The sequence below is a fragment of the Desulfotomaculum defluvii genome (genome assembly GCF_054657375.1).
This window is the reverse complement of the sequence record NZ_BAAHYV010000006.1, coordinates 583,291-609,193: the sequence shown is the minus strand read 5'-3', so window position 1 is coordinate 609,193 and position 25,903 is coordinate 583,291. Positions and strand designations below refer to the sequence as shown.

The 25,903-nt window shown below is 38.6% G+C and carries 22 protein-coding genes and 2 pseudogenes; 8 read left to right on the top strand and 16 right to left on the bottom strand.

The features are described 5' to 3' along the window. The first annotated feature begins 7 nt into the window (after positions 1–7). From ACYQ03_RS05615 to tnpC, 5 genes and pseudogenes are all read left to right on the top strand, one after another. On the top strand, positions 8–811 hold the full coding sequence (locus ACYQ03_RS05615; RefSeq protein WP_459908254.1) for a transporter substrate-binding domain-containing protein: 804 nt from the start codon (positions 8–10) through the stop codon (positions 809–811). A gap of 18 nt (positions 812–829) precedes the next feature. Next, complete coding sequence (locus tag ACYQ03_RS05610; RefSeq protein WP_459908252.1) at positions 830–1,507, top strand: amino acid ABC transporter permease; 678 nt, start codon at positions 830–832, stop codon at positions 1,505–1,507. 541 nt (positions 1,508–2,048) lie between these two features. Next, positions 2,049–2,417: an IS66 family insertion sequence element accessory protein TnpA gene (gene tnpA / locus ACYQ03_RS05605; protein ID WP_459908250.1), complete on the top strand. Its 369-nt coding sequence runs from the start codon at positions 2,049–2,051 to the stop codon at positions 2,415–2,417. Beyond that, a complete protein-coding gene (gene tnpB / locus ACYQ03_RS05600; protein ID WP_459908248.1) occupies positions 2,407–2,694 on the top strand; it encodes an IS66 family insertion sequence element accessory protein TnpB in 288 nt (95 codons plus the stop codon). The genes tnpA and tnpB overlap by 11 nt, the downstream gene beginning before the upstream one ends. 188 nt (positions 2,695–2,882) lie before the next feature. Continuing rightward, positions 2,883–4,387, top strand: a pseudogene (tnpC, locus tag ACYQ03_RS05595) (IS66 family transposase). A gap of 749 nt (positions 4,388–5,136) precedes the next feature. On the opposite strand, the gene ACYQ03_RS05590 reads toward tnpC, so the two are convergent. The 14 genes and pseudogenes from ACYQ03_RS05590 to ACYQ03_RS05525 form a co-directional block, all read right to left on the bottom strand. Beyond that, positions 5,137–6,648 (bottom strand): hypothetical protein, encoded by a 1,512-nt coding sequence (locus ACYQ03_RS05590; protein ID WP_459908247.1) that lies wholly within the window; start codon positions 6,646–6,648, stop codon positions 5,137–5,139. Positions 6,649–7,184: 536 nt separating this feature from the next. Beyond that, positions 7,185–7,364 (bottom strand): IS3 family transposase, encoded by a 180-nt coding sequence (locus ACYQ03_RS05585; RefSeq protein WP_459908245.1) that lies wholly within the window; start codon positions 7,362–7,364, stop codon positions 7,185–7,187. Beyond that, positions 7,340–7,936 (bottom strand): annotated as a pseudogene (locus tag ACYQ03_RS05580) (IS3 family transposase); the annotation flags it as partial. The pseudogene ACYQ03_RS05580 and the gene ACYQ03_RS05585, both read right to left, overlap by 25 nt. A gap of 186 nt (positions 7,937–8,122) precedes the next feature. After that, entirely contained in the window at positions 8,123–8,467 is a 345-nt protein-coding gene (locus tag ACYQ03_RS05575) for a hypothetical protein (protein ID WP_459908243.1), read from the bottom strand. A gap of 121 nt (positions 8,468–8,588) precedes the next feature. Continuing rightward, entirely contained in the window at positions 8,589–9,311 is a 723-nt protein-coding gene (locus ACYQ03_RS05570) for a CpaB family protein (protein WP_459908242.1), read from the bottom strand. A 1,661-nt stretch (positions 9,312–10,972) separates the two neighbouring features. Beyond that, a complete protein-coding gene (locus ACYQ03_RS05565) occupies positions 10,973–12,604 on the bottom strand; it encodes an autotransporter outer membrane beta-barrel domain-containing protein (RefSeq protein ID WP_459908240.1) in 1,632 nt (543 codons plus the stop codon). A 91-nt stretch (positions 12,605–12,695) separates the two neighbouring features. After that, positions 12,696–14,933, bottom strand: a complete 2,238-nt coding sequence (locus ACYQ03_RS05560) for a hypothetical protein (protein ID WP_459908238.1) — start codon at positions 14,931–14,933, stop codon at positions 12,696–12,698. A gap of 15 nt (positions 14,934–14,948) precedes the next feature. Further along, positions 14,949–16,640: a hypothetical protein gene (locus tag ACYQ03_RS05555; protein ID WP_459908237.1), complete on the bottom strand. Its 1,692-nt coding sequence runs from the start codon at positions 16,638–16,640 to the stop codon at positions 14,949–14,951. A 4-nt stretch (positions 16,641–16,644) separates the two neighbouring features. After that, positions 16,645–17,595, bottom strand: coding sequence for a stalk domain-containing protein (locus ACYQ03_RS05550; protein ID WP_459908236.1), 951 nt, complete (start codon positions 17,593–17,595; stop codon positions 16,645–16,647). Positions 17,596–17,635: 40 nt separating this feature from the next. Further along, positions 17,636–17,806: a type II toxin-antitoxin system Phd/YefM family antitoxin gene (locus ACYQ03_RS05545; RefSeq protein WP_459908234.1), complete on the bottom strand. Its 171-nt coding sequence runs from the start codon at positions 17,804–17,806 to the stop codon at positions 17,636–17,638. A 265-nt stretch (positions 17,807–18,071) separates the two neighbouring features. Then, positions 18,072–18,479 (bottom strand): hypothetical protein, encoded by a 408-nt coding sequence (locus ACYQ03_RS05540; protein WP_459908232.1) that lies wholly within the window; start codon positions 18,477–18,479, stop codon positions 18,072–18,074. A 46-nt stretch (positions 18,480–18,525) separates the two neighbouring features. Continuing rightward, complete coding sequence (locus ACYQ03_RS05535) at positions 18,526–19,314, bottom strand: copper amine oxidase N-terminal domain-containing protein (protein ID WP_459908230.1); 789 nt, start codon at positions 19,312–19,314, stop codon at positions 18,526–18,528. Positions 19,315–19,391: 77 nt separating this feature from the next. After that, entirely contained in the window at positions 19,392–20,381 is a 990-nt protein-coding gene (locus ACYQ03_RS05530; RefSeq protein WP_459908228.1) for a hypothetical protein, read from the bottom strand. Positions 20,382–20,993: 612 nt separating this feature from the next. Then, positions 20,994–21,317, bottom strand: coding sequence for a hypothetical protein (locus ACYQ03_RS05525; protein ID WP_459908226.1), 324 nt, complete (start codon positions 21,315–21,317; stop codon positions 20,994–20,996). Positions 21,318–21,405: 88 nt separating this feature from the next. Between ACYQ03_RS05525 and ACYQ03_RS05520 the strand changes: the two genes are divergently transcribed. Further along, positions 21,406–22,658 (top strand): IS3 family transposase gene (locus ACYQ03_RS05520; RefSeq protein ID WP_459908225.1). Its coding sequence is split into 2 segments (ribosomal slippage): positions 21,406–21,772 and positions 21,772–22,658, totalling 1,254 coding nucleotides; the frame shifts between segments, so codons are not numbered across the junction. Positions 22,659–22,832: 174 nt separating this feature from the next. Here ACYQ03_RS05520 and ACYQ03_RS05515 read toward each other — a convergent pair. After that, entirely contained in the window at positions 22,833–23,075 is a 243-nt protein-coding gene (locus ACYQ03_RS05515; RefSeq protein ID WP_459908769.1) for a recombinase family protein, read from the bottom strand. A gap of 154 nt (positions 23,076–23,229) precedes the next feature. Between ACYQ03_RS05515 and istA the strand changes: the two genes are divergently transcribed. Both istA and ACYQ03_RS05505 read left to right on the top strand, forming a co-directional pair. Further along, a complete protein-coding gene (gene istA, locus ACYQ03_RS05510; protein WP_459908223.1) occupies positions 23,230–24,777 on the top strand; it encodes an IS21 family transposase in 1,548 nt (515 codons plus the stop codon). After that, positions 24,770–25,552 (top strand): ATP-binding protein, encoded by a 783-nt coding sequence (locus ACYQ03_RS05505; RefSeq protein ID WP_459908221.1) that lies wholly within the window; start codon positions 24,770–24,772, stop codon positions 25,550–25,552. The genes istA and ACYQ03_RS05505 overlap by 8 nt, the downstream gene beginning before the upstream one ends. Here the strand turns inward: ACYQ03_RS05505 and ACYQ03_RS05500 are convergent. Further along, entirely contained in the window at positions 25,530–25,778 is a 249-nt protein-coding gene (locus ACYQ03_RS05500; protein ID WP_459908219.1) for a recombinase family protein, read from the bottom strand. The two genes, ACYQ03_RS05505 and ACYQ03_RS05500, sit on opposite strands and share 23 nt — an antisense overlap. Positions 25,779–25,903: the final 125 nt, after the last annotated feature.

Genomic DNA, 25,903 nt, shown 5'->3' with positions numbered 1-25,903 from the left:
TGTGTAAATGAAAAAACTGTTATTGTGTGTGGTTTCCTTTCTTCTTCTATTCTCACTAACTGGTTGCGGAGGATCAGAGGAACCTAAAAAGGAAACTATAGCCAAGGCTGAACAAAAAACGATTACTGTTGGTACTTCCGCTTCCTACTACCCCTGGGCCTTCCAAAAAGATGATAAACTACAAGGCTTTGAGATTGATGTTTGGAATGAGATTGCCAAAAGAAATAATTATAAGCTAGATTTTAAACTTTCCAAATTTAGTGGTTTAGTTGGTATGCTGGACGCCAAACAAATTGATACCATTGCTCACCAAATGTCTATTACCCCTGAAAGATTAGACAAATATGCTTTCTCCGAACCCTACGCCTACAGTTATTATGACTTTGCAATAAAAAATGATAGCCAGCTCAAAACTCTGGAAGACCTAAAAGGTCAAAAGGTTGGCTGTTGGTTAGGTGGTAACGGTGAAAAGACTCTTCGTAAGTTAAATCAGGATAATAAATTAAACCTTGATATTGTAACCTACGATGGAGCACCCATAGAAAAAGAGGTGGAGTTGGGTAGACTTGCAGCTGCTTGGCAGGGAGAAATCAAAACCTTGTCCACCATTAAAGATAACAACTTACAGTTAAAAATGATGGGCCTAAAACCTATTTACGAAACAAACGCTTACCCCTTTGTAAAAGGTGAAGCAGGGGAAAAATTAGCAGCAGAAATAACCTCCACTATTAAAGCTATGCATGAAGATGGCACCCTCAAAAATATATCCGAAAAATGGTTTGTCCTAGATACCACAGTAAAACCACAATAATTATATTGAGGTGTTAGCTTGAATAAGTTCTTTGACTTGCAATTCTCCTTAAACTTATTACCCATTATGTTTAAGTATATAGAGGTGACTTTAGCCCTGTCGCTGGCCAGTATAGCGGCGGGGCTAATTCTTGCCTTTATTATCACGTTAATTATTAATGCCAGAGTCCCTATAATGTATCGAATTTTAAAAATCTATGTGTCTTTTTTTCGGGGCACTCCCCTATTGGCCCAGCTTTTCCTAGTATACTTTGGGTTGGTCCAAGCATTCCCTTCGCTATCTAACTTGTCTTCCTTTAACGCTGCTTTCATTGTCATGTCATTAAATTCTGCGGCCTATATGTCAGAATCATTACGGGGCGCCATTTCTTCTGTTGATAAGGGACAAATGGAGGCGGCCTTATCCTTAGGTATGTCTTATTTGCAGGCAATGCGAAGAATTATCCTCCCACAAGCCTTCCGAGTGGCCCTACCAGCTTTATCAAATAGTTTTATCAATATTATCAAAGATAGTTCCCTAGCTTTTACCATCGGTGTTAAAGAAATCACTGCTTCGGCTCAGTTGGAAGCAGCCTCTAGCTTTCGTTATTTTGAAGCATTTGTGGATATTTTGCTTATTTATTGGTTGATCACGTCTATTTTAGGCTTCTTTCAGAAAAAGTTGGAGAAAAAAATGAATAGAGGTATCGCCTTGTAGTTTTTAGCCAATGTTCTGTCGGACTCATTTCGGACTCTAAGGGTGATTAACGGTTATTAAGGCTACCTAAAATACATCTTGCTTCGCCTCCACAAAAATAAAAACCCGTGGTGCCAATTTGAACTGCCCTCTGTCAAGTAGACAGCGGAAAAAATAAAAATCTCGACACCAATCATTTGTCTATGGTTGGTGTCATTTTGTGCCTAGTGAACCATATCAACTAGAAATGATTGGTAAAAATCGGCGTTTGCCAATAAAGTTGTCGTCAAACCTCTAAAAAATATATCAATTAGGCAGAGTAATTATCTTCTGATTTAGATTTATCCACACGCTCGGGATTGAGCCAAACGGTGTCTTCAAGAGTCCAGTCTCTGGTTGAGCGAGACCATCTTTCAGGATGTTTTTGCCTAGCTTCTTCATACACCGTAAGCGTCTAGTAAGTCGGTGTATAGAAACTTCCCTAATTCAGTGGGATAATTCTCTAAATTAGAGTTTATAGAGTTTTTCGAGTTCACTAGAAAAACTCCAAGGAGGTTTAGAGTTGGATACCCGGGAAGTGACCAACCAGTATCGATTAAATAAGTGGATTGATATTGTCCGAGAATGCCGCAGTAGTGGACAAACTGTCTCTGCATGGTGTGCTAATAATGGCATTAGTCCAGCGAGTTACTATTATTGGCTAAAACGTATTCGCACGGCTGCCTGCGAATCCCTTCCATCAATCTGTTCCCAAAACAACTCAATCGTGCCACTAAACATTTCAGGCCCCACAACTGATACCGATCCCACAGACCAAAAATCATCGTCAGATATTATAATGCGTTTTGGTGCTGTAACACTGGAGATTAGCAACAATGCATCCGCAATATTGATCGAAAACACCCTGAGGGCACTGCAAAATGTTCGGTGATATTTCAAAAGCAGAGAAAATCTATATCGCTTGTGGTTATACCGACATGCGAAAGTCCATTGATGGTCTTGCTGCCGTTGTCCAACAGAACTTTCAGTTGAACCCTTTTCAGAACAGTTTATTTCTATTTTGTGGTCGGCGTCGCGATCGGATGAAAGCACTTTATTGGGAGGGAGATGGATTCGTTCTTCTTTACAAACGACTGGAAAGTGGAAGTTTTCAACGGCCAATGAATGCTGAGGCCGTTCGCGCCATTACATATCAGGAATTTCGATGACTTCTAGAAGGGCTTTCCATAGACCAACCTAAGGCGGTGAAAAAGCTCAATATTATGTCCTGCCTTTAACGTCAAAAACCCCGTGAATATGCGTAATTACTGGGATTTTTGGCTTTTTTCTGCTATAATAGATACAGTAGAGAACAGTGAAGGAACTGTATTTTATGAACGCAGCAGAGTAGGTAAAAATACTCGAAAAACGCATATGCGAACTGGAGCTAGAAAACAAACGGCTCCACGATTCCGTTGAATATCTGACCCGCAAGCTCTTCGGCAGAAGTACCGAGAAGACATCGTCCCTTTCCTTGGGGCAGATGTCTCTTTTTGATGAAGCAGAAATCCAAGCTGATCCGATGGCGCCGGAACCTGACCTTAAGGAGGTACAAGGTTACCGAAAAAAGAAATTTAAAGGTCAGCGGATGGAACTATTGAATGATATTCCTCACGTCAAACGTCTCTGTACCCTTGATGAACGAGACCGCTTTTGCGAAGTATGCAACACCGCCCTTGTATCTGTAGGTGAAGAATTCATCCGTACTGAAATTGAGTTCATTCCCGCAAAAGTTAGGGTCATCGATTATTACCGCGAAACATTCGAGTGCCGTACTTGTCGCAAGAATGGGGAACCCTACATGGAGAAATCACCAATGCCTTATCCGGTGATTCAGCATTCCATGGCTTCTCCTTCCACTGTGGCCTGGGTCATGCATCAAAAGTTCGTCAACGCCCTTCCACTTTACCGTCAGGAAAAGGAGTGGCGGACAATGGGTGTAAATCTAAGTCGTGCTACTATGGCCAATTGGATTTTGGCTGCCTCCCGCGACTGGTTGATGCCATTGATAGATCTAATGCATCAGAAGCTCTTGCAAGAAAAACATCTGCATTCTGATGAGACGACCGTCCAGGTTATGAATGAAGAGGGACGGAAAAATACTACCGATTCCTACATGTGGGTATACAGCACCGGCCAGCATTGCAAACACCCTATCCGAATTTTCGAGTATCAACCTGGCAGGAGTGGAAAATACCCTCAGGAATTTCTAAAAGGGTTTAAAGGATACCTTCACTCAGATGCATACTCTGGGTACAAAAAGATTCCAGAAATCATAAGGTGCCTCTGTTGGACGCATCTTCGAAGGAACTTCGTAGATGCCCTTCCAAAGGATATACATAGCCCGGAAGCAACCCTTCCAAGCCAGAGCATTATATTCTGTAACAAACTCTTCGAGATTGAAAAGACTCTCGAAAACCTTTCGAGCGAACAACGTAAATCTGAGCGTCTAAAACTGGAAAAGCCCGTTTTAGATGCTTTTTGGGCGTGGATAGATTCACCAGAGGTAAAATACTACCAAAATCTAAACTGAGTGAGGCTTTGGCTTATGCTCTGAACCATAAGAAAGAGTTAATGAACTATCTTGAGGATGGCAACTGCTCAATTTCCAACAACCTCGCCGAAAATTGTATCCGCCCCTTTGGACGCAAAAATTGGCTGTTCAGCGGAAGCCCAAAAGGAGCTTCAGCAAGTGCCACCGTTTACAGCATCATCGAAAGTGCTAAGGCAAATGGTCTTAATCCGTATAAATATCTGTATTTCATCTTCAGCGAATTACCGGGGGTACAGTTCGGCCAGCATCCGGAATTCCTTGAAGATTACCTTCCGTGGAGTCTAGTAGTTCAGAAAACCTGCCGATAGAGCAAAAACTCAGTTTACACGAGTTTTTGCTCTTTTTCTATCCACTATGTTATTTGACGCTTACTTTGCTTCGCCTCCACAATAATTTAAACCCGTGAGGCCAATTGTATCAAGGCATCACGGGTTTAGATTATACTGGTGCGGCCTGACATGAATCGAATCCGGACTTGTCATAGCTGTATCAGGTGCTATTCAAAGGGTATTGCGAGTTTTCAGTCTTGATCACCATATAAAGGTTGGAAGACAAAGCAAAAACAAAAGAGGACAACAAAAACTATGTTAATTACCAAGTCCACTTTGTCTCCTAGAAGATAATATGTTCTAATAGAAATGGCCGCTGAAGCTCCCATTAATAAAAATGCCCACTCATTTTTTTTATTATATAAAGAAAGGCCCCAATAAGAAAGGGTATACAAGAGATATAGTCCTGTTCTACCAAAATAATCATCCTATATTAGTTATTTGATAATGTTATTTTCTAACACAAGCTTTCTTTAAACACTAACCCAAATTAGTACCTAAAGTTAATGCTAACGCATTATAGCTCTCCTATATCTAACTTATGCTGAACAAGTGCAAAGCACAACTTGATAGTCATTATTCTGCGTAATGTCTCTACATCACCGTTATAACACAATACCTTTAATAAAGATGGATAACTTTATAAAACATAAAATGCTCTTTCTTATTTTTTGAGCTTATTAAAGTAAGATATTGTGCCCAAGGCATTGTAAGTTCCGCTAATTGTTTTAAACATTTATTTTTAATTTTGAAAAAATTTCAGTTAGATATTTATAAGTAGCTATTCTAACACCCTCAGGTGCATCTTTAATTGGGTAATTAACTAAGACGGGGGATTTATGCATTTTTCCGTTCCTAATTTTCTGAACCCATTCCCTATTAAACTCTCCGGCAAACCCACCAAGCTTTGAATTGTTATTATAATGTTTAATATAACCCCAATCATTATGTACATTTGTAAGATCGTCTTTATTTTCAGTGATTAGGTATACTAATGAAGCACATTCAAGTTTCTCTAAACTTTTAATTGAACCTCGACTATATTTAAGATCAGTAAAATCAATGTTTTGAGAATCTAAAATTACTTTGATAGAGTCAGCCAAAAATGTTTCTATACCTTTAATGTAGTTTATACACATAAAAGATACTTCTATATCTGATTTTATATTGGCCTCTTTCATAACTTGATAGAGAGATTCCGCAGAGTAAAAGTATGACCTCACACGATATGGAACTTCTTTGTAATCTTTAGTATTTGAGTTCTCTAATTTTTCAATAAAGGTACATAATTTTTCACCATACTGGGGGTTAATTTGCTTTATAATTCTTTCAAAATTTTCTTTACCATTCTCTAAATTTAGACAATATCTTTGGTTAATTTGTTCTATTAAAAGGTTATAGTACTGTGCAAATCCCTTATAATCAGTAAAAAATCTATACTCCCTCATGTCATCTCGATATACATGATCTGTATATTTAGTTAACATTGGTATTACATGAATATCTCTAACCCCTAGCATACCGATGGAAGAATCCATTTGCACCATTGTATCGTCCTTTTGAAATCCAACTACACGTTCCTTCCTATCGGCCAATTCCTCAGAGTAATGCCAAATATATCGATAAAGACTATGTGGCAAGGAATCTAAATAGTTATACATTAACAAATACCATGAATTTATACCATTTTCTAATTCATGAAAACTTGGAATTCCATAACCAAATAGTCCATTTAAATTATAAAAAAGTTTTACTAGTTTTGTAACCCAAGTTGAAGGACAACTTTCTAAAGCATTATAATGCAGGCTAACCCCATTATTATATTTAAACCAATCATAACTTAAGCAATCGAACATACCATTACTTAACAACCTAAGAGCCAATTCATCTATTTGAATATCATTTCGTTTTAGCAAACAAACTAAATATTCATATAATTCATCAAACTTGATATATTTTTGATCACCACCCGGGTATGTATTACAGCAAATATAAATAAGACTAACAGAAGCAAAATAAACGACATCTAGATCATCAGTTTCTTTTGAGGCTTCAATACATATCTTCATGTAGTCATCAATCTGGTTAAATAATTCTTTTTTTATTTGTTCATCAGATTGACCTTTATAAAAAATTTCAACACCATCATGCTCAAACATATCATAGAACAATCCTGTCTCCTTTAACTCAAGGCACAGGTTAAAATAATTTACTTCTCCATTTTCAACAAACTCACCCATATTACTCCCCCTATAATTAATACAAACTGAAATTCTGAGATAAAAAATATTGCCTTATCAAAAAACATTTAGCCAAATGATACATAAGATTTATCAATCGTTTCGATTTTACTAACATTATTGTTCTTAAGGTTGTATATATAGTGATACGGGAATTAAATACCAGTCAGTTCTAATTACTATAAAGACATAAGATAAAATCTCTGAATATTTTTTTATTAAAATATTCCTTCCACTCAATTATACATTCATCGTCAGAACTTACAAATAATTAATTTTCCAAACAAATTCATCTGTTTTACTGGGATAGGTAATATTGGGTTGGGTTGTTTGATTTTGATAATCTGCAGATAAGCGACTTCTTTTGAAAGACTTATTTTAAAGCATGCTGGTAAAAAAATAGTGCATAACTGGTATGGACAAATTGAGGTAAAACTGCTTCTTTTCAATAACCGAAATAATTAGTAGTGCTAACATAAAAGTTGACCACTTTGAATTTGCCCCATTTTTTAGAAATATTTTTTGGTGGTAAACTATTAAGCCGCTTCAAACCGGTTTCTGTAATCAACAGGACTTAAATAACCTAGCTTTTTCTTAATCCGTTCATTATTGTAATAGTTTAAATACTCTTGTAATGATTCAATGAAGTCCTCCTTGGACAAAAAGAAATTGTTGTATAGCAATTCTGACTTTAGATGGCCAAAGAAATTCTCCATGACAGCATTATCAAGACAGTTACCTTTACCATACTTTGATGAATACCTTTATCGAGCAACATCTTACGATATTGTGGCATCTGGTAGTGCCAGCCTTGGTCAGAGTGCAAGATAATCCCCGTATTATCAGGAAGACCATTTAAAGCGTCTTCCAACATAGTTGTCACCATCTGCATGACAGGTCGTTCATAAATGGAATAACTGATAATTTCACCGTTGAACAGGTCAAGAATAGGCGATAGATATATTTTATGACCATGGATTTTGAACTCTGTAACATCGGTGACCCACTTATGACTGGGGCGATCGGCCTGGAAGTTGCGTTCGAGCAGATTAGGAGCAATTTTTCCGACGGAGCCTTTATAGGAACGATACTTTTTTATCCGAACGTTTGACATTAGTTCCATTTCCTTCATAAGCCGATACACGGTCTTATGGTTGATGTTTAATCCTTCACTATGTAGAGCTGCTGTAATTCTTCGATAGCCATATCTGCCTTTATGCTTAGCATAAATGGCTTGAATACGTTTTTTAGCAATTTTATACTTGTCCATGCTGTTATGTTTTAATTGGTAGTAAAATGTTTATTTGGAAATACCTGTAATTTTGCACAAATGAGTTATTTTGAATTGGTGCCTTAGCCCATAGACAGCTACTGCCTTAACTGCTTTAGATGCGTTTTTTATTCCTGGACTAAGGCTCTCAACTTTTTTAAATAGGCATTCTCTACTTTAATCTCACCCCCTTCTCGTGTTGCTTTATATACCAGGAGTATAATAAAAAGCCCAGGCTTGTCCCCCCTGCAGACCCAGTGACTTAAACATGGGGGCAATCCAAAGGCCAAATATACCTAAAGCCATAGCTACAGTAAAAACCTGTATTGTCTCACGTTGCTTTAAAGCTTTATCTTTCAAACCCTGCAAGTATTTGATGGGGTCCGCACGCTGTTGTTCAATCCTTCTAAGTTTTTTCAAATGAATATGTCCATTGAGTTTTTCATAGATACGTTCTGCTACATTTGCTACCTCAGAAGAGACTGCAACTGCAGCAATACCAAGGCCTAATGAACCAGTGACTAATAGCACCTTTCCTATCTCTACCATATCTAACCCTCCACAGAACTCCAAAGTTTATCCGTGACAATATTAATAATCATTGATAAAAAGCAGAGAAGAACAAGAAAATCACCAGTGCTATCCGTTATATATTTCATAGCATCCGGGACTAAACGGGTAGATAATAGCACTTGTTGGACTGGTTACTAATATTTGGATTTATCCCAGGACTGTTATTCTGGCTGTCAGTCGGTTGGTTCCCTTGTTGGGTTGAGGAATTCTCACCGTTTGGTGCAGACGAAATAGGTGTTTGCACCCCCTTGGAGACTTCAGAAAGCAGGATAAAACCTCCGGTTAGGGGTCTTGTAAATTCGTAACTCTCCCTTTCCTTCACCTTAAGCATGACATACTTAGCTATAGGAGCCTGTTCGGCGGCATTGGTCACTACGCCTTGAAATATGCTAGCAGTATGTACCGGCTTTAATCCTTCATCAAGTAAGGTCATTACCCGGGCTTTTTCAGCTAATATGGATGATGGACTATTGGGTCCTGCTGTCCACATTACATTTACTATTGAGTTTGCTCTTATCTGTCCTGCCAAAGCCTGTTCCGGTTTTTCAATTCTAACCGTTACAAATGCCTCCCCTGGCTGTAAAAGAATATCTGTATTAGCCAGCTTATCCGAGCGAATTTGTTCCCCGGGGATAAGATCAGTTACAGCTACTTTCCCCTCAATTTCCTGTAGAGTTTTTATTGCATAAGGATCGGTAGCTAGTTTTAGCTTATCCTGCATTTCGATCATACCTGGTCCTATGATGGAATATTGGGGGACCTTTTGCATTACCACAGGGACTTTTACCTTTTCTTGATGGGTGTCCACCCATGTTTGCAACTGCCCTATGGATCCTACCGTTACCCCTATGCCCACCAAGGCAACAAATATGGTTTTAAGTGGGATCTTCTTTAGTACTGCAGTATTAATTTAAAATCACCTCCAGAGGGTTTTGGAATTTCGTTATAAAAAAATAGCACTGCCGCAGAGGGCAGTGCTGGGTTCATTTGATAAAGGTATTTGAAAAACAATGCCTAATATTTTGTATTATTTTTAGGGACAAGGAGATTTTAATTATGTACCATAACCACGTTTCTGAAACAGTTAGTAACCTTAAATCCATTATAATTTCTTTTGCTGTTTTTCTATACGTCAATTTTTTTGGTCTTATTCTACAGGATTTGGCTGAAATATATTATTCAGTATTGATAAATCTGAATCCACAATTGAATTTACCTGCACCTGATTTTTATCGAAGTATTTTTCATGGTTCACTTCTAGAACTGCTGTCCATTCCTTCCGATTTATTACAACTGCTGTTAAATTTATGGAACTTATCAAATGCAACTATGTCTCAATCATGGTCTAGGGATATTAATATATTAATTTCATTATTAAGTTTCCTGAATTTTATATTATCCTTTTTTCTAAAGAATAGATATGCATCAATAGCCCTTTCTATTTCTCTATGTATGGCTAATACTACTGTTATTCTACCCTTACTCAAATATTTAATGTCTCTTTTTACAGATTTGATCAATATTTCCGTGTCTAATTTTACCTATTAATAATATTTTTAAAACCATATAACACCAAACCAATTGGTAACGTTATTACAAGAATTAACAAATATGTTAACGAAATAAATATTGTCATAAAACTAATCCCCGGGGAAAGGCTATTTACTAATCCTGTTCTTACAACCATAAATGTAACTAAAGTTAAAAACAAATGTACTATTACTATACAAAATAGCACTTTAGTTTTTTTCATATACAACAAGTAGATGCCTGTTAGGATTAATACCCCAGAAAAAATTGATGGGTAATAAAAATTATTGTTTTGGTTAATCGTTAATAGGGTCGATTTGTATAATGAAAAACCACCCATAATAATTACGCTTACTGCAAAAGCATAAATAAAGCACTTCAACACTTCGTACCTCAATACAATATCTCTCCTTTGGGAAAACCATTCAGTCAAAGTAACGGCTACCTGCGTGGTTCCTCACAAGCTATCACCGTAATTGACAAGTCCTAAGCACTTAGGCAGAAAAAAAGCCCAACCTAAAGGGTGGACATGACTTTCATAATTTTGTTCCCACTTCTTTTTACATTAGAACAAAAAGAAAATAGTTACCTACCAAGGGTTTTCATCTGAATCAAGGAATTCTTCTATTTGTTTTTTGATATTGGAAAAGTCTCTTAAAAGCTGTGACATCGACTTTAGCTAAGCAGTTGGCCTTAACATAGGATGGCTTTAAAAGTCCTGCAGCAGCCCAATGAAAAATCGGTACTTGCCATTTGTCGTACCGATCATCAAAGCTTTCTTATAGAAGATCCTGTGATTGCTGCAGTATAACTTGTCCATCTTCTATGTCAATAATCACAACTGGTCGGGTTTTAGTTTCACCTGTTGCTGGATAATATACCTTAAACCAATAAATATCACCAATCTGAACTATGGTTACTTCTTAAATTCCTCAAATCGGGTTTAAACGGTTATTGAACAAATATATTTAGCGTTTTTACCGTTTCTTTACCGGCTTCATCAGTGGCCTTTACATAAACTGTCCTGTATTTCGGGCTCATCGGAAATGTGATCGTTACCGTGTTGCCTGTAAAAATGGTGTAAGTTGTTCCATCTAAAGAGTAGGCCCGAGTTATATTTGCTGGAGCAGATATATTATCCGAAACAGAAACCATCAAGGTAGCTTGACGGGAAGCATTAGTTATTGTAGCACCCCCCTGCCAAGAACACTCTAAATCCGGTGCAAGGTTATCCCCGGTGTTGGTTGCTGCAATGGCAGCCCATTCTGCGGCGGATTTACCGTTAAATAAAGTTTGAGTAACTGCTGTGTTAGCTTTATCCCTAGCTTCTTTAGCTATGGTAGCTGCAGACTTATTCTCGGTAGCATCCCAGACTCTGACAGCAGCAGTGGAAGCATTTGTATTGGCATTATTAGCTATATCGTAGGTTTTGGTTAGGCCCTTTGTACTGTCATTTAATATGTTGTAGTTATTCAATGACCTAGTTGCTGCATTACTAGCATTGGTGTTGGCAGATGTGGCTTGTGTAACGGCACTAGCTGTATCGGTTTTAATTTTGTTCAACCCATAGGTGGTGCTCTGAAGCTCATTTATTGCCGTTTGAGTCCTGGTTGAAGCAGTATCCGCACTAGCTTTAGCGTTGTTGGCCGCTGTAATCGCATTGCTGGCATTAGTATTAGCTGCGGTTGCCTGAGTAACAGCAGAAGCAGTATCGGTTTTAATTTTGTTCAACCCATACGTTGTGCCCTGGAGTTCATTAACTGCTGTGGTAGCTTTACTGGCTGCGGTCGTAGCCTGCGTATTTGCTGAAGTTGCCTGGGTGTTAGCGGAGGTAGCCTGTGTAACGGCACTCGCAGTATCGGTTTTGATCTTACTTAACCCGTAGGTGGTATTCTGTAACTCGTTAACTGCGGTGATAGCCTGCGTTTTGGCTGCATCAGCAGAAGTTTTAGCCCCATCAGCAGAGGTTTTAGCGACGGATGCATTTGTATTAGCAGAGTATGCTAGGTCATATGTTGCTGATAAAGATTTACCATTTCCATCTACTCCATTTGTTACAACCCCTGATGCCCAAGCTGCTTGCCAATATGCTGCATCCGCTGCGTCCTTTGCTTGGGTAACAGTTAATTGATCTGCAATATCGGCACTAAGAGTTATACTTCCCGAAAATCTAAAATAATTTCCGCGACCAGTGTTTGCAATTATTTGTATTGATGTTACTGGAGATATACAAGAATAATTAAACGTTCGGGGAAAATAGACAACTGTACCGATATTATCGTCAGAACAATCACCAATCTGACCAATATAAATTCCATTAGCATACACATACATATAATCAATATCTGCCGATTCCCTATCCACAGTAGAAACTGTTATATGAAATTCTTTTATATTACAACCATCTGGTGCATTATAAGTATATATAGGTAAATCTTCCCAATATGTAGATACATAATAATTTGAATCTATTGTTTCAGATCCTACGGGTATCACAACGGCTTCGGAGTCGTTAACCTTTGCAAAAAATATAAACAAAAGGACAGAAAATAATAATACCGTGTTTCTTATGATTTTTACCATAATCATATCTCCTCCATTTATTTTAAGAATTTAACCTAGGGGTATACTGAAAAAGTTGAAAGCCTCCGCTGTTTGCGGAAGCCTTGTCAACTTATAACCTATCTGACCAGTCACGATGATAAGATATGAAATACTCATTATAGTACAAATCCTTATAGTTCATATTACTCGATCCAACATCCTTTGTATCAAATCCAGATGCCACTGGCCAGAAATTACTATTGATGACATTTGTATCTGAGTTTGGAAAGTATATAGAATGTCTTTTGGTCGATTGAGTAATAAGACCATATAGTTGATCTGTTGGAAGCATTGAAAATCCCCTGTGTATTGCTGATATTACAGGTATGCCATAGCTGCTTCCATAGTAAGAGCTATTATCTCCCTTATAACTACCGTTGTCCCACATAAATTTTTCATATCCCATGGCAGACTTTGCAATACCTAGAAGATTTTCATCTGGTATAAACATAAATTCGTACAAGTTAGACACAAATGAAGCTTCACGGGAATCAGTAAAAAAGTGACTAAAATTCTCGTTATCTAGCCCAGTAGAATTTGCCTCATTTAATATAAAGGTAACTGTTCTTCGTTGATTATAAACCGTAACAATGGAGTTCTTGGGTATCTCTACGGAAGTGATACCTGTATCAACTACATCATAACTTGGGTCACTAATCTCAGGCTCATTGTAATAGTGAACCCCATTTTTCTGGTAGGTATTATTATGTTCTTGCATATAATTCTTTAAGTAACTAACAGTTGGTAAATAAAATTTTAGATTATTGTCGGTAGTAGAACTAAATACGCAATCATAAGGAGAGTTATTAACCCCCTCAATTTTGACATCATAGGTAAAAGTATATGTGTTGCCAGAAATATTACAGCCTACGTATGAAACAGTGTGGTTAAATTTAGGTACCGGAACATCATCATCCGTAATGAAATAGCCCGGCAGGTAGTTTTTTTCTAAGTACCCAATATCAGGATCTTCTTGGGAGATAAAATCATATATTGGAATAAATATCGGTTCTTTCTCAATTATTGGTAATCTGTCCTTATGCCAACCAACAATGCTTGGATCATCTAAAACAGGGCTAGGTCGATCATCCCAACTTTGCTCGTATTGATCAAGATTTGTGTAATTGTAGTTATATCCAACTATGACAGGTCCTGTCTGATCCCACTCCCATGTTGATGAATTGTTGGATAACATAGCTCCATCGGGATAAAATCTCTCTAACTGGGTATACGTACCTTGCCACTCATATGTCCCATCAATTAGAAGAGGATTGTCGTCATCATCCCTTAAAGTAGGAAAATCGGGTGATACAGATTCTACCCAACTTTTCATTGTATTAATGGCGGTCGTTTCATACTCTGGCTTGTCAATTTCCTTACATATAACCTGCCAACCATCCTCGGTGTATTTTACTAATCCTTTCATTCGCCACCAGTTATCCACCTTACCAGCAGAATGAAAAACCTCAAACCTATATTGCGAATTAGCATTAAATACAACTGGATCGTTAAGATTATAGTCTAATCCATACCAATCATCTAGCCACCCATAGTTAGGCTTTAGATCTTTTGGCAATCGTGGATCTAAATTCTCTTTAATAGAGGTAGATATCCAAGCATTCGACCAACCATCATGCCAACCATCATCCCATTTTCCCTTCCGTTCAAATAATTCAGTTTGAGTTTTATCGTTTAACTTTATATATCTAGTTTCGTTTGCTTGAAATGTTATTTCTTTATTAAATCCTATAGAGGAACTTCTACCAGTATTTATATTTACTTCAACCTGAGCCTTTACTGAAAATGGATTAGGGTTGGTAACGCTGGCCACTATTAACCAGCGTTTTGGATCATCTGTGGGAACAATCTGGGCTAATTTACTACCAGGCCATGTAACCTGAGAGGTGGTTATATTTCTTACTTCCGCTGTCTCAGCATAATATTGAGAGTCAAATTTATGTCCTATTGGCATATTTGGTGCAAAAACCTTATCTACATTTACAGGTGCAAGCTTTGTAACCTGTTCGAAATCTTCCTTTGTTACATATTCATAACTGTCAACTACTTCTTTTTCTGTTGTCTCATATCTACCAGAGTTTATAAAAGCATAGCCTGTTTCCTTATTATCAGCAGGGTTACATTCTATTAATATCCAAGATCCATCAATATCCTTCCAATACCCATAAACTTGTGTGTTATCAACTAGAGTGGCCCATTGCTTTTCCTCTTCATCACCAGAAGCTGTTGAAGTAAATATAAAAAGCAATATAAAGATAATAAAAAGGAGTATTATCCTAGGTTGCTTCATTCTTTTAAACCCCCTTTAACGAATAATGCGGGTCCTTACTTGGTATTTTTCTTTGTCTTTAATAAACCGTACTTTTTTTACCTCTGGGATGAAGGTTGTTTCTGTAACTGTTTTGTACACCGGAAACATTTTTGTTACAACTGGATGGTAGTACAATGGTTGATTGATACTCCCTGGTGGAGGTGGCTCAAGGGGACCGTCTGATACTGTGGTGGATACCTCCTTTATATTGTCAGAGTATGTAGTCTCAGTCTGTCCCTCAAATAATTGATTTTCAAACTTTTCTCCTTCCAGCCATTTTAAATTTATAACAGCTATTAATTTTCCCTTACCTGAACTGGCATTAAAGCTCCACTCTTTTTCTTCTACTCCGTTAGGGGAAAACTGCCGCAAGGGGTTGTCCCCGATCCGTTTCACATTCCCCAAGCTGTCTTTGTAGTAAAGGCCAAGTTCAGCATAACCAGAGACATCAAAAGAGGAACTATAAGTGACTTTAACTTTGTAGCTTTGACCTTCTTTTATTGTTCCAGAGACTGGGGAACCCGAAGAGTTATATAGTTGGACTGATGTTACTGCCAGGTTAGCTGGTTGAGTATTGTCATTTTCATCTACTGGTGCTAGAGGAACCTCGACTTTGTTAAGAATGTATTCTTCTTCTGGTTTAGATAAGGGGCCACTGTCGGTAGTAACCTGTAAAAATTCGTTTACTTGGCTACCAGAGGCCATATCAATATTCGCAGTAAGGATTAACTTAAAAGGCTTAGGTGGTACTTGAAAGCTAAAATTAAAACGATCTTCACTAAGACCGTCTAGGGAGACAGGATATGTGTTGTGAAAATCTGGTTTACTCGCTCCTTCCTGCCAGGTATATACTCTTAACTTTGTATATTCCGAAATTGTTGGCCAACTTGAGAGGTTTTTAATGCCTATACTGCCTGTTACCGTTTTTCCAGGAACTATGCCACCTGAAAGCTGCGGCTTGTTTTCGGTAAATTGCAAGTCATGTTTACTCTTAGGGGTGCCATACCAGGTTATAACAATCGGCAAAGACCATAAATAGGCTTCGGTTGCCTCAGCATAGTTCGCGGCACTCTCCCACGTAGGGGTGTAGTAATTTTTAACATTAAAGCCAGTGTTGTTAGTTATTAAGTCGATAGCTTTTTTATTTCCCCCACTCATATTACCCATTGGTCCAAGATCAAATTGCCACTGGGTTGTTACGCTATAGTCACTATTCATCACAGTCTGAGTAGGCATCGTATTACAGTTATCAGCTTCAAATCCTAAATAATAATTATAATAATTTTGGTAGTTATTAAGATTCTTAATTACTTTAGTGAAACCGTGTGTTTGGTTATCACTGAGTGCATTCATATATGTTTTCATGTCGCTGTCACTAAGCGTCATGGCAACAGCACGTACTTTATAATACTGGCTGAATGTAGATGATGGAACCGGTGCCGCAAAGGTAAAGGGAGAGCTATGGTAATTGCCCCCAAGAGTTACTTTGGCAATCCCTTGACCAAAATCGGCATAAAACTGACCATCGACTTTCCATGTGGCAGAATAGCCAGATCCGATGTAAGTACATATTACTTTTTCCTGGGTGGCTTCAGCACTGGGTACGAACTGAGTCAAATTAAGGAAAAAAGAAAAAATGAGAAGTAAACTTATACTCCTCATTAACAACCTATTAATTTTTCTCATTATATTAATACCCCCTATAGAGTGGGTTATCAAATTGAATAACCTGGACATTGTCTTCTATCCAAATGTATTTTATTTTACGAATATCATCTAGGTGTTCTGCTACAGGGTTATTACTAAGGTATAAAGGGTACCACATCTTTCGTACCTCGGTAGAAGGTGGTGCAAAGGAATTTATTCCCCAATATGTGTCGTCCTTTGTTGAGTTATCGTGTTGAATTAACCGTACACCTACACCACCTGGTGCTACACCATCGTCATTAATCTGCGATACGAAAATACCTTTTTCGGTCACTTCCATGTTAGTGATGGTATCATTGTTAATTTTAAAAGATTGTGAATCTAAATCTGATATGTTTTTCTTTACCAAACTTTCCACAAAAGTAAAACCTAAAGCTTTGGCATTTTCCGTTCCCTTATCAGTCAAATCAATAACTGGCTTTTGAGGAACAGTCGGTGCCTCAGTTCCGGGTGGATATACCAGCACAGCTTGATTCTTGCTATCAAAACCCACCGTGTAACCAAAACCCTCTGCTACCCATCGGGCTGGCAGGTAGGTTCTGCCATTCTTTACTACAGGGGCTACGTCCATTTCTTTTGACTGGTTATTGACCACAATGGTCTTATTATCAGCCGCCAAGGTAATTGAGGTATCATCAAAGGTTAATCCAATTGCCCCATTGATGTAGGCAATCTTTGTATCGTTTACCCCACATGCCTTAGCTAGATAACGAACTGGAACCATTGTTCTGCCCGAAGCAGGATCAATATAGGTTTTTGCATCCATTTGTTGGGTTTCCCCGTTCACTGAATAATAGGCTGCCCCAACAACAAATGTCGCTTTGTTTTGGGCCTGTATTGCTTGAGCAGACGGTTTAATCAGTTTTAGTTCCGGCTGTACCGGGGACATTACCAGGGCCGTAGTCAACGCTCCAATAGCTAATTTTTTAAGCATCCTATCACTCCTTTCCTTAAAACCTAATTCCACGCATATTTTATCCTTTGTTTTGTTGTTTTAAGTTATTAAAGGTTTCAGCATCAACTAAATAAGCAACCGGTTTTGATCGTTGAATAATGAGAATGGGTATTTTGGTTTCAACTACTTCTGAAATTACTTCTTTAAAATTTTTTCTAATCTCAGAAACATTAAGTAGTTTTGGCTCCATTGTAATTCACCTCTATATTGTACATTTATATGTACCTTTAATTGTATTATACAATAAATTGGTAATAATTACAATATATTAGAGGTGATTTTTTTAAATATTTTTACTATTGAGCTAAAACAGTATTTTTATAAGACTAATATGTTTGCTTTTGTTCATTAAAGACAAAATCCAGGGAATCCCCGGCTTATAGCTCTAAGATATATCGTATCTACTTCCACTCCCATCAACCGAGATTTTTTATTACTTCGGCTTCTCTATGAGATTATGATTTTTGTAAAGACAGTTGCTCCCATTGAACATTAAAGACTTTGTCTTCTTGGGCTAATATGTTTACTTTCATTCCTAATTTTAAACAGGTTGTAAGGTCTACTTCTATGTTTCCTTTCCCATCGGGATTGCTAAGCAGGGTGGTTCCCTCTTGGATAATTGTATTTTTATCTGTTGTATAGGTGATTGCTTTATCTTTGGTCTTGATTGTGATTTGATTTGGCTTAACATCTAATACGTCACCTTGATATTTCATTATTTCTAATTCTTGCTTTTTGTTGGACACAACCGTAGATTCTTCTTTTGTTTGAACAGATTCAGTATTTTTGTAATACTTAACCCCCACCCCGATACCAACAGATATTACTAAGACTAATGAGATTGCAATAATCTTTTTTCTCACTTTTTACATTCCCCCTCAAAAATAAAAGACACACGCAATTGTGTGCCTACTTTCCCCTTTTAAAAATAATAATGTCATAAAGTTGGGTGTCATCATTCCACCATGTATTTACCCAGATCCTTTGGTTATTAACAACAAATTCATTCTTTTCGTCATAATCATTTTGTTGACGTTTTTTAACTAAGATTGACTGCGTTTTTTGAACTATCTCAGGGTTGTTTGGATATAATCCCCACATAACGGCATAGGATTTCAGAATATCTTCCTCTGTAGCATATTCAAAAACACCAATAGAGAGTTCAGAAATGTCTTCTTTATCATTGTCACCCGTGCTAATAATAAAATTGTCTCTCCTTGAACCATATTTCCAATGGTTGTATTTACTGTCCATACTATCCACATAATACGTCATTTCCGCACCCAGGTATTTTTCAACCCGATACACAATCTCTGGCTTTAACTGTACTCCATTGGAGAATACCCTTACCATCTCTGTATCCGCATCCCAATCAACTTGATAACCAAAAGCCTCAGCCACAAACCGTGCGGGTAGGTAAGTTCGACCTTCTTTAATAATCGGTACTACATCCATTTTTGCAGTAGCTTTACCGTCAACAGTTAACTGGTTATCACCGATCTTTAATCCTAGGGATTTAACATCTTTAATGAGAACTACGTTTGAACCGTCATAGGAGATATTTTCGTTTTCTACCCCTAGGGAGTTACCCAAGAATCTCACTGGTACATAAGTCCTGCTTTTATCAATAAAGGTTGCTGCGTCCATTTCTGTTTTAGTGTCATTGACTTTGTAGTATTTTTGACCTTGTGCTGACAAATCCTATCACCACGGGATCTTAATTCTTTTAACTCCTTTGAAGCTAATCCTAGACAGACCGCCATACGCCCTAATGGTTATCCCGTTTTAAGCTTCTTTTTAAGTTTGTTACTGTCTTGGATGCCATCCACTTCATCGGAGTCAGGAGATTCATCAGCACCCAAAGCCTCTACCATTTGACCCTTTAGCATGCGCTTTTTGCTATCCACCTTGCTCTCGGCGGTGTGGGCCGGAATAATTTCGAAGTGAATAGAAACATCAAAGGGAAAGCTTATTTCCCCAGGGTCAAAAATATTTCTGCCAATGGGAGGTAATTGTTCTGGTGTATCTACAAAGAATACAAAAGATTGAAGATGCCTATCAACATTTCCATTACTTACAACAATATGATCTAATTTTTCATCTAAGACAGCACCATCTGTAAAGGCAGCCGCCATAGCCGGTGTTAGTACCCCTCCATCCCTTTCAGGAAGAGGCGGTGGTAGTACTCCAATCCGATCTGCCACTTTGCGGATGGTAAAATCCAGATCATTAAAAGTGGCTCTGCTTAACCCATATTGACGAATATTTAGATAACGTTCTTGCTCAGCGTTTTCAGCCACCAGTTTAATCGAATCGGGAATTTGCATGGGACGGATAGAGAGAAGCGTTTTTAATGCAGTATCCCGTGCCACCATCAGGAAGTCTTGTAAATCAGAAATATGTTGTTTTAATGATAACTCAAACAATATAAACCGCCTTCTAATGCGTGCCCCACGGGATTGTGCAGCTCTAGCCGATCTGGCATGCCTAATAGCCTCATCTCTGCACTTTAAATCCAGTGGATTTTGTCCCAGGCATCCCTTTAGATCACCTTCGTCGATAGCTAATTCTTGCCAGAGGAGCAATAGCTGCCCTCGGCCGGTAAAGCCGGATAAAATTTCACTTAGAAACCCTACAGTGGCAGTTTTTCTCTCAGCCGAAAAAAAACGCCATAAGCGTGGTGGTATACGATACATGGCAAAGGCCCTGCCGGATTTCGTAAAAATAATATTTTTATAGAATGCAGCAATGGGGAATTGTGGCATGTCGTTTCCTCCTGAAATACCTTTAAAAATAAAAAACCGGTGGGTTTATATCTCACCGGTTCACTCAAGGTCTAATGCCTGATTATTTTAAGCAAATTAAAAATATTCATCAGACCGCCATTGATATTCCACGCTGCCAGGGCTGGACTAGGTGGAATTATTAATAGAGTCAATAATGTAACTAGAATTAAGAATTTCCTTTTAAATCTCACCACCCCCTATTTGGCCAAAAATGCTTTTCACCTAATTTCAGCTTGCACTATTAATCTCCCCGGGCTGTATTCGTCATATTTTTAATCCTCGGAAAGTGGAAATAGAAAATATACTCTTGAACGATGCTTCATTACATTAATGTGTTTACGCTTTGATTTTGGCTTATTCTGCTTTTTTCTGCGACCCATAACCCCTCCCCCTTTTCTTATATTGCATTCTGTAAAATAAAAAACCGTCTTAGATAGACGGGATGTAACTATATCTGTGGCTTGGCAACAAAGTTTTTATTCTCCCGGGTCTGTTCATCTTTGGATCTTTTGCTTTGTATATAATCCCGAATTCGGAACCAATACTGCTTATCATAATAATTAATTTTTAGCACCCCCTTCCCTGACTTGTCTAAGTTACTCTTTCTGGTAAAACTTTAGCCATTTTATAAAAACTTGTCTTTTTCATCCCTGTCCTACGCATGGCTTCTACGGCGGTAATTTTCTTATTTCTCCATTGCTGGTAAACATCCATAAAATTTGGAGGTGGTTCACATTTTGGCCTACCCATGTGTTTGCCCTTGGCCCTTGCCACTGCTTGACCTTCCATTTGTCGCTGATAACGCTTTTTAATTTCTTGCTCAGCCACATATGAAAGCAGTGCAAGGAACATATCTTCCATTAGTTTTCCAATATCGCCCATTTCCCGGTGAATATTATGATGGGAATGAGCCACCGTTCCGATTGTTGAGAGCCACTATGAACTGAACCCCAATAGTTGGACACCATGATATAATCATTTTGTAGACGAAAGGAGTCCAAAGATGGGGATAAAGGGCCGTAAACTAAAACAGTATTCAGGGGATTTTAAGGTTAGTGCTGTTGAAGAAGTGCTTATCAATCATATGGGTCTACGAGAGACAGCTCGAAAATATGGTGTAACCCATAAGATGATTCAAACTTGGATGCGTTTGTATCTTGAAAAAGGTAAGAAGTCGCTTTACAGAGATATATCTAAACATAATGACCAGCTAGTTAGTGAAATTCCACCTCCACAAGACTCAGATCCTAAAGATATAGCTATATTAAGAAAATCAAAGAATTCCAAGGTTGACGAGTCTTCATTGCCTGATGAAGTCAAAAGAGAACTCAACAGGCTAAGAATGGAGAACGAATATCTAAAAAAGTTAAACGCCTTAGTCCGGAAAAAGGAAAAGTCACAGCCAAAGATAAAGCTCAAATAGTACACGAGCTAAGGCATAAATACAAAGTTACTGAGCTTATTAAAATAGCAGATATTCCAAGAAGCACTTATTATTATTGCACGAAAAACCAATGTAAACCGGATAAGTATGCAACGGTTCGGCCGTTAATAGTGCAGATCTTCAATGAAAATAAGGGTCGTTACGGTCACCGTAGAATAACTGCTGAGTTAAAAAAGAAAGGTATAACTATCAACCATAAAACTGTACTCAAGCTAATGAATGAATTAAATCTGCATTGTTTCGTACGAATAAAAAAATACAACTCGTACCGAGGTAATGTCGGAAAAGTTGCCCCCAACCTATTAAACCGAGAATTTGAAGCAACAAAACCCAATGAAAAGTGGGTTACCGATGTTACAGAGTTTCATCTCTATGGCCAGAAGCTATATCTATCCCCCATATTAGATCTCTATAATGGGGAAATTATCAGCTATGATATTTCTTACCATCCACGATTTCATCAAGTTATGACGATGTTAAACCGGGCTTTTGAAAGAATTCCCGATGGTACTGAACTAATCCTACACTCGGATCAAGGATGGCAATATCGCATGGCAGCTTACCAAGAAGCCTTAAAGAAAAAAGGAATCCGCCAGAGCATGTCACGCAAGGCTACCTGCCTAGATAATGCCGTAATGGAAAACTTCTTTGGCCACCTTAAATCTGAGTTACTTTATAACCAGGAATTTAATTCTGTAGAACACTTTGTCCAGGAACTCCATGCGTACCTAGACTACTATAATTCCAAAAGAATAAAGAAAAAACTTAATTACATGAGTCCGATAGAATACAGATTGCAGAAAACGGCTTAATGATGATGATTTTCCTTGGGAACTTGTTTTGTGTATAGAAGACTTATCCTCCAATTAAGGGGCCTCTTTTGGCATACTTAAATAACTGGAACAGTCAGTAAACCTGTTTGAGTTTAAACATAAATCTGTCTAACTTTTGGGGTACAGTTCAAACGGTGGCTCTATCTCGTCATATTATTCATCCCGGTACTTTTGACTATTAAAAAGTGCTTCATTTTCCAGCACGATTATATCGGCTTTTAATTCCCGTGTAATATACTTCCATTCTTTTATGATGCCATCATAATTTCTACCTAGTCGGTCCAAGGCATCAAAGTAAATAACATCCCCTTCCCGGATAATTTTTTTCATAGACTGATACTCCGGCCGGTCAAAGTTTTTCCCAGTGGCTTTGTCTACTGTATATTTCGATAAGATAAGGCCACTATCACGGAGAAATAAGGCCAGTAAAACGGTGCAAGAAGGCCACCATCACGAAACGACAAGGCCACTATATATTGACGGAAGAATCTCGCCTATAATGAAAAGTGCACACTTTGAGTGTGACAACGTTATAGGAGGTATGATAATTATGATTAATTATCGAGAGATCTTGAGACTGCGAAGCTTAGACTACAGCCAACGTCAAATTGCAGCTAGCGTGCGCAGCTCTCGAGACACGGTTAGCCAAGTCTTTAGGCTAGCGACAATTCACGGTCTTTCTTGGCCATTGCCAGATGAAATGTCCAATCAGATGATTTATGAGATGTTTTTTCCGGCACAGCTTGATTCAAACGCCAAGCGAATTCCCGATTACGCACAGATGCATAAGGAATTGGCAAAACCAGGTGTTACTTTAACACTGTTGTGGGCTGAGTATTGCGAAAAGTGTTATTCAGAAGATGCAACACACTACCAATACACTCAGTTTTGTGATAACTATCGACGGTGGGCTCGGGCCACAAAAGCCACTATGAGGATTAAGCGGAAGCCAGGTGATGCTTTTGAGGTGGATTGGGCCGGAAACAACATGTCAATCTATGATAAAGTAACCGGTGAACAAAGCGAGGCTTATATATTTGTTGGTGTATTGCCCTGTAGTTGCTACGCTTATGTTGAAGCTTTTCCAAGTATGGTTACCGAAAACTGGATCACCGCCCATGTTCATGCATACAACTATTTTGGTGGTGTTACACGGATTGTTATTCCCGATAATTTAAAGACCGGGGTGATTAAAAACACCCGTTTCGAGACTGTTTTAAACCGAAGTTACAATGAAATGGCGGCGCATTATGATACCGCGATTATACCTACCCGAGTGGAACGACCGAAGGATAAACCCAATGTCGAAGGCACCGTGAATCACACAGCTACGTGGATTTGTGCGGCTTTGAGAAATGAAAAATTCTTTACCATTCAAGAATTAAACGATGCCATCTTCCTTAAACTGGAGGAATTCAACGCAAAACCATTCCAGAAAAGAGAGGGAAGCAGACTGTCGGCGTTTTTGGATGAAGAGAAACCATTTCTAAAGCCTCTGCCTGCTTCCCCGTATGAACTCGCAGTATGGTCCACTGCCGTAGTTCAATCTGATTATCTCATAACAGACGGAAAAAACAAATATTCCGTTCCCTTCGATTTAATCGGCGAAGAGGTCAATATTCGTCTAACGAGTCGCACCGTAGAGGCATTCTTTAATGGATCCAGGGTGGCTTCCTTTCCTCGTGAAGCAGTCCGGCATCGCGAACCCATTGTCAAAGTGGAGCATATGCCAGACAATCATAAGAAATATCTGATGTACAATGAAACAGCGTTTTTGGAATGGTCTGCGAGTATCGGTTCAAGTACACTTCTCACAGTCAAACAGTTTTTAGCCGCAGGCTCCGTTGTGGAGCAGGGATTTAAAGCCTGTGCTAGTCTAACAAGGCTGGCTGATCGTTATGGACATGCACGCCTTGAAAGAGCTTGCTCTCGTGCATTGGCCTATACTCCCGCACCTAGCATTAAAATCATCAACACTATACTTAGAACCGGTCAAGATAAAGTAGATCAACAATCATCGCCAAACGAAACCAACCCGGGAAGCCGTTATGGCTTTACTAGAGGGGCGGCCTACTTTGGAGGTGAGAAGAATGATTAATCAATCTACAGTCGAAACCCTTCGCCAAATGCGAATGGGAGCGATGGCCCAATCCCTGGAAGAACAACTATTGGATCATGAAACGTATGTAAAACTATCTTTTGAAGAACGTCTTGCCCTATTAGTTGACGCCGAGTGGAGTAAGCGGCAGGCCAACAAGTTGAATCGTTACATCAGAAGTGCTCAATTCTCCAATCCCGAAGCTTCTATTGAAGGCATTGAGTACCATCCTGATCGCAAGCTCGATAAGGTACAGATGCTGCGCTTGTCCACCTGTTCTTACATTGACCAAGGACATCATCTAATTTTAGAAGGAGCCTCCGGTAACGGAAAGACATGGATTGCTTGCGCCCTAGGAATTGCTGCCTGTCGAAAATTCAAAAGTGTGCGTTACATTCGAATGCCAGAGTTACTGACCGAGTTGAATGTGGCAAAAGGACTAGGGACTTTCCGAAAGGTGATCAAATCTTACCAAAAGCCCGATTTGCTTATTGTTGACGAATGGCTCATTCGTTGTCTCACCCAGCAAGAATCCTACGACCTCTTAGAGATCATTGAAGCTAGGATTCACCGTGGTTCTCTGATTCTCTGCGCTCAATATGCTCCTAAAGGCTGGTATGAACGCATCAGCCCGTCCAATGAGGGACCGATCTCCGAAGCAATCATTGACCGTATCATTCATAATGCTTTTGAGATCATTATTGATGGACAAGTCTCTATGCGCGAAAGACATGGTTTGAAAGCAACGGCCCCTAAGATGCCGAATCAAACATAGTAATTTGATTAACTAACGCTGTGTAAAGAGGGTGGCCTTGACGACCGTGATAGTGGCCTTCACTTACCGTCAAGGTGGCCCTCTTTGCCCGTGAAGGTGGTCTTATTTGATCGGAATACACATCTACAAAGACGAACCTTTCCTCTATTCCAAGTTCCTGCATTTTTAAAATCTGTCTGGTATTATCTTGCTCTTGGGTACTTACCCGACAATATCCTATTTTCAACTTACCACTCCCCGTTCGTAAAGTACCTTAGAAATTGACGGACGTGTATAAAACAAAAAGATACCCTTAACGAACATTATTAAGTAATTCTTGAGAGTGTTCGTTAAGGGTATCCTTTGTGTCCA